The following is a 15,046-nucleotide window of genomic DNA, read 5'->3' on the forward strand; positions in this document are numbered from 1 at the left end:
AGAAGCCGCTTAGACCATGATGCGCTCACAGTGTCCAGCCAGTCTCCGTGGCTGGACCTTACGAGAACGCCATCCATGTCGAATAGCAGGCCGCCGACTGTGATCTCAATCGGAAAGCGATCTCGGTCACAATCTCAATGGCGGGCAGAGTACGAGAACAATGACGATCTGCAGTCAGAAGGTGATCCTGCGAACATTGTCGATGCGGACACTGGAATCATCGCCCAACATCAATCAAAGACCAGACAAAATGCGAGACGTGCGTGTCACAGAACTGATCGACGAGGCGAAGGAACCAAGCTGGCCTCGCCGCAGTTCTTACTTGGCAGTACTTGCTTTCCTTGCAGCCGCTCGTTTTTTTGCCGCATCGGACATCTTCTTGCGGGTAGCCGCGGAAACAATCCGCTTCCCGGGCGCACTTTTCACTGAAGCAGCCTTCTTGGCAGTTGTCTTCTTCCTTTTCGCCTTCAGGGGCGCAACAGCAGTGGCATCCGCCTTCCCACGTATTCCCGCAGGCGATGCATCCTGCAAAAGTGAGTCACGAATCTGTGTGAGGCGCGTGACCCTCTTCGTGAGATCGGCGATCTCCTTGCTCAATTCCGCTACTGCTCCAGGTACGCTCATCTATCCTCCGATTGGGCAAGCCTAATGATTCCTGCACCTCGCCAATCCTATCAAGTCCCGAAAGGTTTGTCGGGGAAGGATCATCGCATAGAGCCTTGTGCAACCCGTTCCACCATGCTGATGGCGTAGCTTGGTTTACCTTCGCGGTCTCGCATCAGGGCGACAGTCATTTTCGTGAAAAGGACCTCTCCGTTTCGAGAAACAAGTCGCTTGTTCACTTGGTAGCGGCCAATCTTACCTTCCATAAGTGATAAGAACAGCTTCCGGCCTGCAGGAGAGTCCTCAGGGTGAACCAACTGCCCAAAACGCATCTGCCGCAATTCCTCCACTTCGTAACCAAGCATCTCTTGGAACAGCGCGTTGCTCTCGAAAGGCCCACCCGCTGTATCCACGAGAACGATCGCTATAGGGGCGTTGTGAAAGAAAGCTCGAAAAACTTCCTCATCGCAACGGTCCTCCTGGCCCCACGCGTCGTCCGGCCCTGAACTCTTCGCAACACAGGCAAGGGACGAGGGCTCCTGGGTAAGCGGATCGCTGATCACATGAAAACTACAGGACACCGCAATACGGCCTCCCGTCTGAAACTGTTTCAAATGGATCGTCTGACTGCTCAAGCCAATTCTCTGCAGAGGCAGGAGGCGAAGAATCTCCTTTATGCGATCTTGATCCTCGTAATCAAAGAACCGTTCCAGTGGCATGTCATTGATCTCAGCTTCATCGGATAGCCCGATCATGTCTTTGCCGGCATCGTTGAGGAAGAAGGTCCTTCCGTCGAGTTGAGCGACACACATGAACTCCGAAGAGCTTTGAACCAGAGATTCCAAGTTCTTGAGCTCGAGTAGGTCTGAATGGCGGCCGTCATCGGTCCTTGCAATAAAACCCACGAGCCCAATCAAGACCGCGGAGTGGCTAAAGATCGGAGACCCTGAGATTCGTGCATAAAACCGCGAACCGTCTTTCCGTGCTCTCAACGTTTCGATGTTGACGAAGGACTTTCCGGACTGAAGGTGCTCAATCAATCCGGCCCAGCTCTCGCGCTGGCTCTCGGGCAGAGGCGGGGTCCGGCCAACGATGTCCTCTTCATTCCAGCCGTAGATCTCACGGAAGGTTGGATTGCAGCGCAGAACTCTTCGGTTTTTGTCGAGCAGCGCTATGCCTAATGGAGCGTGATCGACCATGATCCTCATTTCGTCTCTTTCGGTCTGCATCTCGTTCCACTGGTGCCGGTACGATGCGAGCACCCAGCTCAAGGCCGCACAGAGAAGCAGGAAGGAGAGAACCATTGAAATGTTAGCGAGGTCCGAACAGAGAAGGCGGAAAGAAACGGCGGCTAATACTGAAGCGATCAACCCGGTCGTTCTCCCCGTCCGCCAGCTGATGGCCAGGGCACCACTCAAGAGAACAGCAATCGACCACATGATCCTGCCGCCAAAAACGATTACGAAGCAGAAGGCTACGGCCAACATTGCGGAAGCTGTCACATCACAATCTCTGACGGCTTCAGAGAGGCGAGTCTTTACTTCTGAACCTGTCCATGATCCCATGCTCGACGTCTCCGGCCTGGTCGCGCTGATTTCTTCAAGCGCAGCCGAATACCCATTGAAATAGCTCTGATCTGGGAATACGAGGATCGCTGACTTCCACCCTCGCGAAACGTTATGTACAGCGAAGGCTCCCTTGGAAAGGGAAGTCTTACCAGCTAGCCCGGATTCTGAAGCGCGCGCAAAAGCCAGACATTTGTCCAGAGCTCTGACTGTTCAATGGATGCTTAACTCTGAAAGTTCGTTCCAGAACGATGACACTTTCTTACTAAACGTCGACAGTTTATAACTTAGCGCGTCCTTGGCAGGCACTCTTCATGCTGCATCGGGTCATACCCTACGAGTATCAGGACATCGACTGAGATTTCTGTGAACTCTGCGTCGATATGGGTGAGTGAAACGAGGTACGCTACTAACCGGAGGCAGTGACTAGGTCTCCGTTAGGCACGAGTGGAGCACTTACAGTGTGTGTCATTGACGAGCATTTACGAGCACGCAAACGAGGTGCTGCAGGATGCAGATATTCAGCAGAGCGAAATGGCCGATGGTAGTAACAGTCATCGCTATCGCAGCGATAACGGCCATCCTGACACATCGGTATAGCAAAGACCAGAACACCTCTGACATGATGCTTTCTCGTGCGGACAAACTTTCATGGGATAACAGCTGGTTAGAGGCAGACCCACTTTATGCGAAGGCCGAGGATGAGTTTTTACACAAAGGCCAACTATCAAAAGCCCTCTACGCACACGTCAGTCGGTTCGTCGTGCGTGCCGAATCCGATCCGATACCATCGCTCCTGATTGAACTCCAACGAGATCTCAGCTTGCCGCAGGCGCAGGATCCGGAGACACACCTGCGGATACTGGTCATCCAGGGGATGATTGAAACTAATTACGACGCAGCGATGGCGCGCAACACCTGGCAACAGGTGGAGGGAATTGCCGAGAGTCGTGGTCACTATCTGCTGATGTCGCGGGCGATGGGCGAGCAAGGAATCGCCGCCTTTCTTCTCGGGGACTTCACCTCGGCAAAAAAGCTCGTCATGCGCGCGTGGTTTGCCGCGAAGTACCTTCAGGACGATGCTGCGCACGTCCGGTATGCCAGTATGTACGGAGCCGGACTCGTTGAACTACAAAGGTATGACGAAGCGATCCACGTACTTGATGAAGCCATCGTCACCGCGGACCAGTCGCAGCACGTCGCGTATCCGAGCATCGCGATCAATTCCAAGATCGACGCGCTTCGTGGTCTCGCACGCTACGCCGAGGCTTTGCAGCTGGCCGACCAGGCTATTCGAAGGCTTCCTTCGACACAGCTCGACGCACATCTCTATCAGATCATGACATCGAAAGGGGAGGTCTACGGAGATGCAGGCAAATGGAACGAGGCCATTGCTCAATACACGGTGGCACTTGGGTATGCCCGCAGGCTCGAATATTGGAGGGGGTGCGTTCAAACCGGAGGCCTGCTTGCTCTGGCTTATGAGAAACAGAATCGAATCCAGGATGCTTTGGCGAGCATTGATGAGGCGATCCGAGCAAATCAAATGATCCCGGCGGAACTCTACTTCTCGCCTCGCAACCTGGCTATCAAGGCGGAGCTGCTGGATAAGCTTGGAAAACAAAGGGAATCTTATCTTTTCCATGAGAAGAGCCTAAGATTGTTCGACTCGTTGCTCGCTACAGCGCCGACTCGCAACGTTGAGAGAGAACTTCTCAACCAAATGCGCGAAGTGTATTCCAGATATTTTGAGTCTCTTAGTCGTGCAGGTGATCTTGACCATGCGTTTACAACAATCGAGCGAGCTCGGGGCAGAATCCAGGCCCAGTCCTTAACGGAACGCCCCGCTACATTACCTCACGAATCGACCGAAGACGACAACAAGGTCACGCAGATGGACCTCAGCTTGATCGCAAACAACGATCCCGGAGTGGCTGTGAGATTAGATCGCGCCCTTGTCGCATCGAAACTGATTGCCGCTGACACTGCGTTGTCTGGACGGACCTTCCGGAGACCCTTGCAAATGTCCCAGGTCCAGAATCATCTAGGCCCGAACGAGTTGCTGCTGGAGTATGTTCTCGACAATCCAGCCTCCAGTGTTCTGGCAATCACTGAAAGCGGAGTAAAGAAGTATGATCTACCGCCCGGTGATGAGATTGAACGTCTTGCATCTCGATACCGAAAAGAAATACACGCTCGAAAGACCGATACGGAGCTTGCGCGCAAACTATTTAACGAACTAATTGCCCCGATCACTGAATACCGTGAAAAACAAGAAATCATTATCGTTCCAGATGGTCAACTCCATCTACTACCCTTCGCATCTCTCATGGAAAACGATAAGTATACGATTCAGACACACAGCTTCAGTGTCAGCCCCTCGGCATCGGTTCTGGCATTGTTGCGGGATCGAGAGAAGCAGAATCAGGAAGACTCCTTGGGCTACCTCGGGGTGGCCGCGTCGACGGAACCTGAAGCGAAAACCGGTTGGATCCCACGCTTGACATCTTTTGGTAGAGCCCGGTCGCTGGATCCTTTGCCGCAAAGCAAACAAGAGGTGCAGACAATCGCCGGCTATTTTCCGGGAGCAGCTACTCTGCTACTTGGCCATGCGGCGACAACAGCCAACTTCACGGCTCGTCCCCTCGACCAATATCGCGTTATTCATCTCGCCTTGCACGGATACGCGAACGTCGAGCACCCGGAGCGCTCGGCTCTAGCTTTTGCCCCGGATGCGTCCACAAGGAACGATGGAGTTATGGACCTTCAGGCGATCCAGAGGCTTAGATTCCGTGCCAGCCTTATCACCTTGTCAGCTTGCGACTCTGGTGTGGGGCCGATCAGCGAGGCGGACGTCGACAATCTTGCGAATGCGTTTATCGAAGCTGGTGCGGAGAGTGTCGTCGCTGCGCTTTGGGATCTTGAGGACCAGACGACTGCACTCTTGATGACGGACTTCTATAAAAATCTCAGTACGCACAAAAGCAAGGGAGACGCTCTCCGCAATGCTCAGCTTGACGTACTTGCCGCAGGGCTGCCTCCGTACTATTGGGCAAGCGTGGAGGTTTTAGGAGACGCTTCCAGATCAGTCTAAGGAATCGGGCCAAGGAGGATAGAACCATGCAGCAGTCTTCATTGAATGAGTCACAACGTGGAGAGATATTAAAGGCGATCACAAAGACGGTTGCGAAGAAGTTCTATGACCCTCAGTCGGCACACGAAGATTGGGATGCAGCTGTGGACAAGCATCGTTCTGAAATTTTATCCGCATCCTCGGACGAGGAATTCGAGGCTACGATTGCTAAGCTCTTGGCTGAACTGAAGAGCTCCCACATGGGTTTCTATCACAGTGGGCTCGCCCGCTGTACATGCAAGATGGCGCTTTGCGCTGTGTATGCTGCAGGATCGACGGCGGACGGGCCCCGGTGGATCTTTCAGGACGTCCACGAAGGGGGACCTGCGGCTGGCGCAGGCATCAGATCAGGCGACGCTTTGATTGCCGTCGAAGGGCGCTCATTTCGGCCACCTGATCATCCACTGTTCGCGATGGGCTCTACGGTGACTATTGAGGTTTCGACCCTTGACGGTAGGCGTAGGACCCATCGAGTCTCGATTCCGTTTGTTAAGGTGAAGCGAAACCAGTTGCCTAAAGTCGAGCCGAATCCACTTGTCTCTGCGCGGCGTGTCGCTGAGAGCACTGGGTATGTCAGGATTGCGAGCTATCCGGGTGCAATCGGCATCGACGTCGCAAATCACATCTCTCACGCGCTCCAGAATCTCGGCCCTATCGATCGCCTCATCGTTGACTTGCGCGGAAACAGTGGGGGAGGGATTGGAGTGCTGAGAGTGATGAGCTTACTCACTCCCGACAAACTGGTGGTCGGAACCTTCTCGAACGGAGTGTTGAAGAGCACCCAAGAAATTCCGAATGGAAGCTTCGTCTTCAACGAAATTCCAGTGACGAAGCGAGGTTTAATTCCGTTGGCTTTTCGCTTCTTTACGCGGCTTCTCACCCACAAGCTGATCGGAAAGAAGATGCCGATCACGGTTGTCACCGAGGGACTGGGCGATCAGCTGTTTCATGAAAAAGTGGTGTTTTTGGTTGATCGTCATACCGCCAGTGCGAACGAAATGCTGATCGCCTTCGCCCGCGAGCATAAATTAGCAAAAATAGTTGGTGAGCCAACCCCGGGCCGCGTCCTAGGCGGAAACAAATTCAAGTTACCTTATGGCTATTGGCTCGCCCTCCCGGTTGGCTCGTACAAAACGAGAGGTGGGGATTTCATTGAGGGGCGGCCAATGCCACCCGATGTCGAGGTCCCGTTCGACGCTCGAGAGGCACAAAAGGGTCGGGATACTCAATTGGATATGGCGCTTCAAGTGGTACGCCAACTCTGAGCCTGCATTTTGTCGCATCCTGCGACCTACTTTTTGTTGTTTCTACGGAAGAGGGATGGGAAACTTTGTTCGGAATCGTTTGTGCTACGCGGGTTCGCCCGCGTGCCGAAGCAAATCTCGAGCCAAGCACCGTTGGTGAAGAGCATAAGGTCGTCCCCACCGGCATAAGCTCAATTTGTCAATCTGGCGTGTGCGCGGTGGATGTGCAGAGAACCATTACGGATCCCGATTGCAATCACTTTCGACTGTTCCTGATTGAGCCCTGCTCGCGGACTGTCTTAGCGAGACGAGATGGCGAGCGCTGGGTTCTACCTCGTGCGAACATACCGCGTTGGAGCCGGATTGCACCAAACATACTGTCGAAGATAAGAGGACAACTTGGCATTCAAGCTATCGTTCTCGATGAACTTGATGCTCTTGCTCACGACTCGTTGATTTTGGCTGAGGTGATCGACCGTCCTCAATCGGGTAACGATAGCTCCTTTTCCTGGAAAAACCTTCGCGACCTTGCGACAGATGAGTTTGTGGGCGAGGAACTCCGAACCGTTCGAGCTCTGGTGTTTGAAGGGACAACCGGACGCGGGCAATTCTCTCGTCTAGGTTGGTTTAGCGAGGTGTTGTCATGGACCGCCTCCCATACCGATGTAGCGACTAAGCAATTCGTGGAGATCAAACAGGTCAATGCCGCGTCGAGTTCCACACTCATCCGGTTTGCGACAGAGAATGGTTTTGCGGTCTGGTTCAAAGCGGTCGCGGACCCGTCCATGATCGAATACCGCGTGACGGTTAAACTGAGAGAATACTTCCCCGATTACCTTCCAACACTTCTGGCGACGCACGATGTGTGGCACGCCTGGCTTATGGAGGACGCGGGCCGGCCTCTGGACGAAATGGAAAATGCCCGTCCTCGCCTCTTTGAAGAAGTGGCCCGTCATCTCGCGGAACTGCAGAAGGCCAGTATTCCAAAAGCTGCATCTCTACTCGTGCAGGGTTGCGCCGATCTGAGGCTATCCGCACTCCGCGCCCGGATGCCCGCAATCATGGCGTCCCTTGAGGAAGCTGTCGAGATACCTGATTATGGGAGTCATACCTACTTGCGCAAGGCTAGAATTCGAGCACTCCATCAGATTTTCAAAGATGCTGCAGATCAACTGCAAGCCAGTAGCATCCCTGACACCCTGGTTCATTCCGACGTCAGTACAGAGAACATCCTCATCGGGGACGGCACTTGCGTCTTCGCCGATTGGGCAGAGGCCGCGGTCGGTAACCCGATGGCGAACTTTGAACAGCTGAGGATACAAGTGGCACAGCATCACAATGCAGCTGCCGTCCATGGCAGGTTGCTCGCTGCGTACATGCGTACGTGGTCAAGCCAGCTTAGTGATTCGCAAATACGGAAAGCGTTCATGGCCACTCCGCCTGTGGCAATCGCGATGTATCTGAACACTCGTCGCGACTGGCTTACTCCCGAGAAATTGCGAGAGCCAGAGTTTGTACGATACGCAAGGGCCATGGCACGTCAGATGGATCGTGCCGTTCGGGAATACGAAGCTCGCGAAGCATTGACTGCATGAGCGGATTTCAAGGACGGTCTAGTCGATGCTGACCGGATAATAATAAGGGGCTCCATCTCCTAGACGCTGGGTTCCAAGAAAGTATTTGCCTGTGCCCACTTGATCTATGTCCAACTCAATTTGCAATTCAGTGCGTGGGCCATCCGCGGTCGCAATTCCCTCGGTCGACACTATCAACGACGACGTGCTCTTATCGCGGGCAAGAAAGATGCGATAGGTGCCGGACGGGCTGTAGTACGGCAGGAGGAGATGCAGATTCAGAGCTCTGCGTGGCAACCGAATTGGACCAGATGCTGATGCTTCAGCACCTCGCGATGCGCCATCGGAGGTCAGATCAACCCGAACAGGAATGCGACTGATCGATGCGCTGGAGAGGCGAGCTACTTCCTCATTCCGTTCCCGTTGGTGCCATACCGACCAGGAGAGGGCGACCAGGCTGAGGCAAGCCATAATGCCCGCGAGCTTCCAGTTCCCAAGGATCGATCGGGCCGCAAGGACGGGCCTTGCCTGCAGCCCTCTGGTGCGTTCTCGCCGCAACTCGATGAGGTCGCGAGTGCATTCGGCACACCGCAGGATATGGAGATCGTTCAGTTCGGATAGCTCGACGTTCCTTGGCGACTCTACGAAGGCCCTGAGAGTCGCGGGCCCAGGGCAGCCAATCCGATCGGGGTTTGGATGGTTATTGAGCACAAACTCCTCTGCTTTGTTAAACAGATGCGTATCGTTCTCGTCGTCCTCCCGGAAAGTTCGGAAGCTTTTCACGTAACCCTTCCCTGATTTCACCGGCTCATACTAATCCTTGCTTGGTCGCACTTGAATGCCCAGTCTCCTGCGAATGCGATTAATCTCGCGTTGGCATCTGATGCGAATCGAATCCTTTGGCTTTTGCACCTCCTCAGCGACCTCCTCCCATGTGCTGCGAGCACCATAACGCATGAGCATGGCGCGTTGCAGATCCGGTGGCGTGTCGTACAGGATTGCAGCGAGATCGTGTTCTGCATGAATAGCGTCAGTCGCGGGGGCGACCGGCGACAAGAGGAGTTCGACATCGTCGCACGCTCCTTCCAGAGTTATCTTTGATCTTGCGCGGCGCTCCCGGCGGATCGCATTTCGATAGGCACGACCAAGTTCGGTCCGCGCCTCTTCCAAACTGACGGGGGCCAGGTCCGCTAGTTTTTCCTTCGTTTGCTGAATGGCAGATTCCATTAGTTCGTGAGCGAGGGACTCGTCGCCCAGCAGATTAGCTGCCATATGTTTGGCATCCGGCCATTCTGCCCTCACAGCTGCTCGCATGACCGGCGCGATCCAGCGGCCGTGGGGTGTGAACCCGATAACCCAGACGAGATCTGAAGGCGAAGGGGATGCCATAGGGGCCCGCAGAAGGGCCTAGAGGGAAGCGCCATTGCTTCACCCGCCCTGTCTAAATTCAAAATAACCCAACTCTAAAGAAAAAATCCACACAGCCATCAGATTTTCCAGATTGACGTGTTCGTTTTCCTCGTTTTCGGTGGCTTAAAGAGTATAGGGGTTATTCCCTACTTCTTTCTCAGAGGTGAATATGGCCGCCCTCCCCCAAATGCAAGAACAGCCGCAATCATGGAGTAAGGAAGCATTCGCCATGGCTCGCCAGGCGAAGGTGCTTTCAGGACATAAGCTGGAACCACTGGTCGTTCGATTGCAGCGTCACAGCGGTCGCTCCAAAGAGGCTTGCTGGAAGTTCATTATCCAGCAAGGGCTCCAGGAAAAGATGGATCACAGACGCTGGACTGACGACGAAATCGAGACATTGAGAGAAGAACTGGTCAAGCGGTCCATCGAAGAGGTCGCTAAGAAGCTCGATCGAACTCCCGAGGCGGTCCGCAGTATCCTAAAGCGGAACAAGCTCCGGGTTAGGGATATCCGGTGCGATCTTTTCTCCGTGGAGAACCTCGCTGCCGCCCTGCACATTAGGAAACCGGAGATCCAATACTGGATCGACCAGAATTGGCTTCCGGCAACCATGGTAAGCAAAGGACGCTTGCGCTTTTACACCATTACGCCGGAAGCTCTCCTTCACCTCCACAAACATCACCACATGGACGTCCTTGGCCGCGGTCTTCCGAACCAATCACTGTTCGAAGCCTACGTCCAGTACTGTTACTCGCCGAAGCATACGGTCGGCGAACAGCTTTTGGACGTGCGTCGAGACAAACGTGAACGGGCCGCCTTCTCTGCGGTCTCGAAATCCAGACAAGTGCAACAGCAAGAACCGGAGGATGAGTATGCGGGAGAAGAAGGAAGATATCGTGTGCGTATCTGAAGCAGAGCGCAGCCATTCCCTTACGCGAGAGGCCTGTCCCTGTTGTGGATGTCAGATAGGATTCGACCACGTCTCGCTAGGCGAGTTGGCGACAAATATCCTATGCTGCATTCTGCTCATGGCCATAGCCATCCCTCTATTTTGTATAACTGAACACTGGCTTGAGCATCAGGGGCAAAGGTCATTCGACCACTTGATCTGGCGGGAACGGATCGACGATTTGTAATCCACCAAGGGTTGCGGAAAGGTATCGCCAAGCACTCTATCAAAGCACAGCTTTGTCGCACTCAAAATGCTAGGTTTTAGGCCCGTTCGAAATCGTTGCACAAACGATTCTTTGCCGACGCCTAGCGTGTGGCGTGCTTTTCAATAATTCGCCTTGCGAGTAGAGCATCAAGATAGCGTACCCGCCGAGTCATACATTGCCATCCACCGAAAAGTAGCGGCTCGGGGCGACTCCCGTCACACGTTTGAACATCGCTGTGAAGCTCCAAGCCGTATCATAGCCGACTGTATCTGCAATCTCCGTGAGCCGCCGCCCTTCAGCCATCAGTGGTAAGGCCGAGAACGCGCGCATTTGATCCCGCCACGCCTGGAAGGTGAGGTTGGCTTCGCGCTGAAGAAGACGGTTCAGAGTGCGTCTGGAGACTCCTAGACGTTCAGCCCATTGATCGAGTGTGCTCCTGTCGTTCGGCGTTCGTAGGAGGATGTCTTCCATCCTTCGAAGACGACGATCCCTCAACGTCGGAAGGCCTACGGGCTCGACCGCGGTCCACTTGATCTCACCCAGTAGAGCAGCGATGATTAGCGCGTCCTGCCCTTGCTGGTCATACTCAACGGGAATATCGATGACGCGGAGCATCAATTCGCGAAGCAAGGCCGAGACGCCGATCATCCTCGGAACTTCAGGCGCTTCGGAAGGACAGACGTCTCTCCGGATGTAAAGAGCTCTCATTGCTACCGGACCGAGACTCCCGATCCGATGAAGACACCCAGGAGGGAGCCATACGGCCCTCTGGGGAGGAACGATCCAATAACCGAAGTCGAACGTGACCTTCATGCTGCCCGAAGTGGCGCAGAGAAGCTTTGCGTGCGGGTGAGCATGAACAAAGCCGTTGTATCCAGCAGGAACGTCCTTAGCCAGCGTCGAAACCGGTCGCGGGGCCGTCTGAGTCTGAAGATTCACATGATCATAGGACTTGTTTTCCATGGCCTGATCGACGTAGGGATTTGTCAGCTACGAGAATTGGGTCTTCTTCTTCACCCGCGAGGAAACAAACTGAACAGATCGAGAAGAAGTCGGCTGCGACGTTGACAGTCGTTTCAACATCGCCTCCCCGGAAAGTGTCGTGTCCACCTTTGCAATTGCATGAGATGAATCGACATCATCCCTATTAGAAAAAACGGGCGTCGCAGCTATGGAAGATGTTGAAACGCTCGTGCTCTTGTGAGGCGACGTCCTCAAGAGAACTATTAATGCGCGCACAAGAAGGGCAGCTGCCAAGAGCCACAGGACAGGTCCTATCCAATTGTGCTTTCGATCATTTCGAACACGACCGTCCATGCTTGCCCTCCACAGCTAAAGGCCTATTGAGCAAACGTTCATGGAAGGCCGCAATTGTCTGCTTCGCCGCCGTGTGTCGTTCATCCCAAAGCTCCGGCTGAGATCGTGCTATTTCCTCAGGTTCTATGATGTTTAGCGAAGGACCAATGAACAGATCGATGAGGACAATAAACATACTTTGAAGGACAAGAGCGCGAGCCCACAAAGGTCACTCCACCGAGCCGCGTGCAATCGCGTCGCTTGCCGCTACGAGCTCGAGGTCCACAGCAAACGCGCGATTGAAGATATGCTTAATTGACTTGCTAGCCGTGCCGGTTAGGTTTCCCCTTATCGGTCACGTCCGTTCTTAGTCGCGTCTCGCAAGCATGGCCTCCCGGTTTCAGGTGCGTCCTGCAGATTGTCCCGTGCGAGAGGCCATTGCGCGCATACGGAAACCAGCCCTAAGAAGGTAGCTATTGCAATCTCATTGTTACAGTGTCTCTAGGTCGTATCTGCCGCTGCCGCTTTCGGCTTGGTCATTCCAATTAATCGGGAGCGTCTCCATGGGATTCGGATCAAAGGTTTTCGACGCAACGATCATCTCAGCCATCTCTTCAGCGGTCTATGCCTTGATCTCTGCAGTGAGCCTCTTGCTCCTCGCGCTCTAGATAAGGGACGCACGTCGCTTCGGCGCAGCGCCGGCACTCTACGCGTTGCTCAAGGAACTTGAAGATCATATGGCAGCTGTCCGTGCACTCGACGGAAAGTCTGTTGATGAACCAGGGATTCGCGAGGTGATCGAGCGGTGCCTGGATTTTTTCGAACGAATCGAGCATTTGCGGAGTGCCGGCGTGATTCCGTCCACAATCTTAGGCCGGGCATTTGGCAATCCCTTAAAACGGATTTTAGCCGACCCCCGGTTCGCCGAAATGGTAAAGCGTAACGCGCCCGAATATGAGGAGGTGCTCATCCTTGCGGGTAAAATCAGCTGACGAGCCTAAGTTGGAATCAACTGCAACTATCATCCCTCACATCTCGGCCACGTACCAGAGAAAGCTTCAGGAGCGTCAAACACCTGATCGAAAGAATCAACCACTTCGTCCAGCACTACAACAGCTCCTGTTGACCCTTCGCATGGACCGCAACAGCAGACTCAATCCTTCAAAAGCTTGTACGTCTTTGTTCACGAATCTCTGGGACAGCACACTAGGAGACCGTGAGCATTATCGTGGAAGCTGCCTCTTCTCTTTTGGAGGAGGAGGGTTTTGAGGATTCAATACCAATGCTGTGGGTGCAAAGGCGGGCGTGAGCATAGGGTCGGTATACCAGTACTTCACTAGTAAGGAAGCTCTCCTGAGCGCTATTATCGGGCGCGAGAGCGCGCCGCTTTTACGTGTCACTGAGGAGCTATCGCAAACTTGCAGCTTCCACGCGGCGATTTAGTCCTGCATAAAGGCTTCAGTGCGAAACCATTGCGGCGCCCACAACTGGCTAGGCTGTCGACATCGCTGAGCGATTTGAGGTCTTCCACAGTTAGGTCTCTTCCCCCTTTTCTGAATTGCAGCCGTTATAGAACACATCCTTGAGTTTCCCGACGCTCCGAAGGTAACAAACAGAAGCATTGCCGCCGCAGATGTCTTAGCGATTACACGGGGTCTGGTCGACGCCGCAGGTGAAAGAAGAGAAGCGAGTGTCCATCGGCTTGACGCGGAGACTGCTCGGTGCCGTCTCGGGATACATAACCGGTGAAGCGCACCGCTGACACATGCGCATCTCGGGCGCGAGGAGTTACGACAAGCTGGAACATATCTCAGCCAATCACGCCGGCAGCATTCGCAAGATCCCGAGCATTGCTCTGATAGTCGCCATAGCCATTGGCAACGTAGTGGCATTTACGTGATCTTCGATGAGCGTCCAACTTGTAAGAACAGACACACCGCCAAACCGTCCAGCAGCACGCGTCTCGATCAAAAGAGCCGAATAATTTGCCGCAAAATTGTCTTCTCGACCAAACTAGTCCTTGCACTCAGGCGGCGGATCATAAATTGTCGATACTCATGCTAACGCACGTCGACGCGTGACCAAAGCTTTGACCCGTTCTGCGTCTGCGTGGGTTGCGGGCATATAGACGACCATGCTCAGGCCTACCTGCGCATCGATGGCGAAGGAGGAATATTCCAATGCGATGGACTCGCCCACCTCGGGCTGGACGCGTTTGATACCCTCGCCGTGTTTTCGTACCTCGTGGTTGCGCCACATAGCCGCAAACTCCGGGCTTTCGCGGCTTAGCGCTTCGATAAGAGCTTGCGTCTGCTGAGATGCGCCTGTGCGTGCGAGCTCAGCGCGGAACGTCGCGACCACGAAGCTGGCGATCTGTTCCCAGTCCGGCAACTGGGCCCGGAGGCGGGGGTGACAAAACACCAGACGCAGAACGTTGCGCTCGACAGGCGACAAGGTGCCGTAGTCGATCAACACCGCAGCCGCTGCCTCGTTCCAGGCCACGACGTTCCATGCGGCATCCTTGATCAACGCAGGGCTGCTCTCCAGGGCATCCAGCACTCGCTGCATACGTGGGGACACACCGTTCGTTCGTACGGGGGACTTTACTTCGGGCGGACGGCCATGCGCGAGCAGATAAAGGTGCTCACGTTCGGTCTCTTCGAGGACCAGGGCGCGGGCGAGCCGGTCCAGCATATCCGCGGAGGGCGCCCCACCGCGACCCTGTTCGAGCCATGTATACCAGGTGACGCTCACATGGGCACGTTGAGCCACTTCCTCGCGTCGTAAACCGGGCGTACGTCGTCTGGCGGTGGGCAGATCAAAAGTCGCCGGATCCAGCCTGGATCGACGCTCTTTCAGATAGGTGCCAAGCAGGTTCTCGCTCTCTCGGTTTATCGTCCCAGCGTTTGTGATCATTTCGCCCATCCTGTTAGTCGGCCTACCGGTATACCGTCACTACTTTTCAAAGCCGGACGGCAGGCAGAAGATAGCTAAAGCTGCAATCCCCATAGGGGAAGTTTAGAGCACATGCACATGAATCAACAAATAGAAGCGGTAGTGATCA

General features: G+C 54.4%; 13 protein-coding genes and 1 pseudogene. 8 read left to right on the top strand and 6 right to left on the bottom strand.

Features of this window, described 5'->3' with window-relative positions; all coding sequences use genetic code 11:
• Positions 1 to 318: 318 nt before the first annotated feature.
• Together ACPOL_RS33275 and ACPOL_RS28810 are read right to left on the bottom strand one after the other, a co-directional pair.
• Complete coding sequence (locus ACPOL_RS33275) at positions 319 to 624, bottom strand: hypothetical protein (RefSeq protein ID WP_150133164.1); 306 nt, start codon at positions 622 to 624, stop codon at positions 319 to 321.
• An 80-nt stretch (positions 625 to 704) separates the two neighbouring features.
• A complete protein-coding gene (locus ACPOL_RS28810) occupies positions 705 to 1,832 on the bottom strand; it encodes a PAS domain-containing protein (protein WP_161557624.1) in 1,128 nt (375 codons plus the stop codon).
• 79 nt (positions 1,833 to 1,911) lie between these two features.
• Between ACPOL_RS28810 and ACPOL_RS33790 the strand changes: the two genes are divergently transcribed.
• From ACPOL_RS33790 to ACPOL_RS28825, 4 genes are all read left to right on the top strand, one after another.
• Positions 1,912 to 2,232, top strand: a complete 321-nt coding sequence (locus ACPOL_RS33790) for a hypothetical protein (RefSeq protein ID WP_161557625.1) — start codon at positions 1,912 to 1,914, stop codon at positions 2,230 to 2,232.
• 477 nt (positions 2,233 to 2,709) lie between these two features.
• Entirely contained in the window at positions 2,710 to 5,262 is a 2,553-nt protein-coding gene (locus tag ACPOL_RS28815; protein WP_161557626.1) for a CHAT domain-containing protein, read from the top strand.
• Positions 5,263 to 5,288: 26 nt separating this feature from the next.
• A complete protein-coding gene (locus tag ACPOL_RS28820) occupies positions 5,289 to 6,566 on the top strand; it encodes a S41 family peptidase (RefSeq protein ID WP_114210226.1) in 1,278 nt (425 codons plus the stop codon).
• Between the two features lie 203 nt (positions 6,567 to 6,769).
• A complete protein-coding gene (locus ACPOL_RS28825; RefSeq protein ID WP_161557627.1) occupies positions 6,770 to 8,140 on the top strand; it encodes a phosphotransferase family protein in 1,371 nt (456 codons plus the stop codon).
• 18 nt (positions 8,141 to 8,158) lie between these two features.
• On the opposite strand, the gene ACPOL_RS28830 is transcribed toward ACPOL_RS28825, so the two are convergent.
• Both ACPOL_RS28830 and ACPOL_RS28835 read right to left on the bottom strand, forming a co-directional pair.
• Positions 8,159 to 8,902 carry a hypothetical protein gene (locus ACPOL_RS28830; protein WP_114210228.1) on the bottom strand — a complete coding sequence of 248 codons (744 nt, stop codon included), beginning with the start codon at positions 8,900 to 8,902 and terminating at the stop codon, positions 8,159 to 8,161.
• Positions 8,903 to 8,932: 30 nt separating this feature from the next.
• A complete protein-coding gene (locus ACPOL_RS28835; RefSeq protein WP_150133166.1) occupies positions 8,933 to 9,391 on the bottom strand; it encodes an RNA polymerase sigma factor in 459 nt (152 codons plus the stop codon).
• Positions 9,392 to 9,698: 307 nt separating this feature from the next.
• Here ACPOL_RS28835 and ACPOL_RS28840 point away from each other — a divergent pair, with 307 nt between their 5' ends.
• Positions 9,699 to 10,439: a hypothetical protein gene (locus ACPOL_RS28840; RefSeq protein WP_150133167.1), complete on the top strand. Its 741-nt coding sequence runs from the start codon at positions 9,699 to 9,701 to the stop codon at positions 10,437 to 10,439.
• A 415-nt stretch (positions 10,440 to 10,854) separates the two neighbouring features.
• Here the strand turns inward: ACPOL_RS28840 and ACPOL_RS28845 are convergent, their stop codons facing one another.
• Positions 10,855 to 11,649 (bottom strand): AraC family transcriptional regulator, encoded by a 795-nt coding sequence (locus tag ACPOL_RS28845; RefSeq protein ID WP_114210231.1) that lies wholly within the window; start codon positions 11,647 to 11,649, stop codon positions 10,855 to 10,857.
• A gap of 1,070 nt (positions 11,650 to 12,719) precedes the next feature.
• Between ACPOL_RS28845 and ACPOL_RS28855 the strand changes: the two genes are divergently transcribed.
• From ACPOL_RS28855 to ACPOL_RS36645, 3 genes and pseudogenes are all read left to right on the top strand, one after another.
• The gene (locus tag ACPOL_RS28855; protein WP_114210233.1) at positions 12,720 to 12,974 is read left to right on the top strand and encodes a hypothetical protein; all 255 of its coding nucleotides are present in this window, start codon (positions 12,720 to 12,722) and stop codon (positions 12,972 to 12,974) included.
• Positions 12,974 to 13,192 (top strand): annotated as a pseudogene (locus ACPOL_RS35135) (IS630 family transposase); the annotation flags it as partial. The gene ACPOL_RS28855 and the pseudogene ACPOL_RS35135, both read left to right, overlap by 1 nt.
• A 77-nt stretch (positions 13,193 to 13,269) precedes the next feature.
• A complete protein-coding gene (locus ACPOL_RS36645) occupies positions 13,270 to 13,425 on the top strand; it encodes a TetR/AcrR family transcriptional regulator (RefSeq protein WP_114210234.1) in 156 nt (51 codons plus the stop codon).
• Positions 13,426 to 14,037: 612 nt separating this feature from the next.
• On the opposite strand, the gene ACPOL_RS28865 is transcribed toward ACPOL_RS36645, so the two are convergent.
• Positions 14,038 to 14,898: a helix-turn-helix transcriptional regulator gene (locus tag ACPOL_RS28865; RefSeq protein ID WP_114211131.1), complete on the bottom strand. Its 861-nt coding sequence runs from the start codon at positions 14,896 to 14,898 to the stop codon at positions 14,038 to 14,040.
• Positions 14,899 to 15,046 lie beyond the last annotated feature (148 nt).

The organism is Acidisarcina polymorpha (assembly GCF_003330725.1).
GTDB lineage: Bacteria > Acidobacteriota > Terriglobia > Terriglobales > Acidobacteriaceae > Acidisarcina > Acidisarcina polymorpha.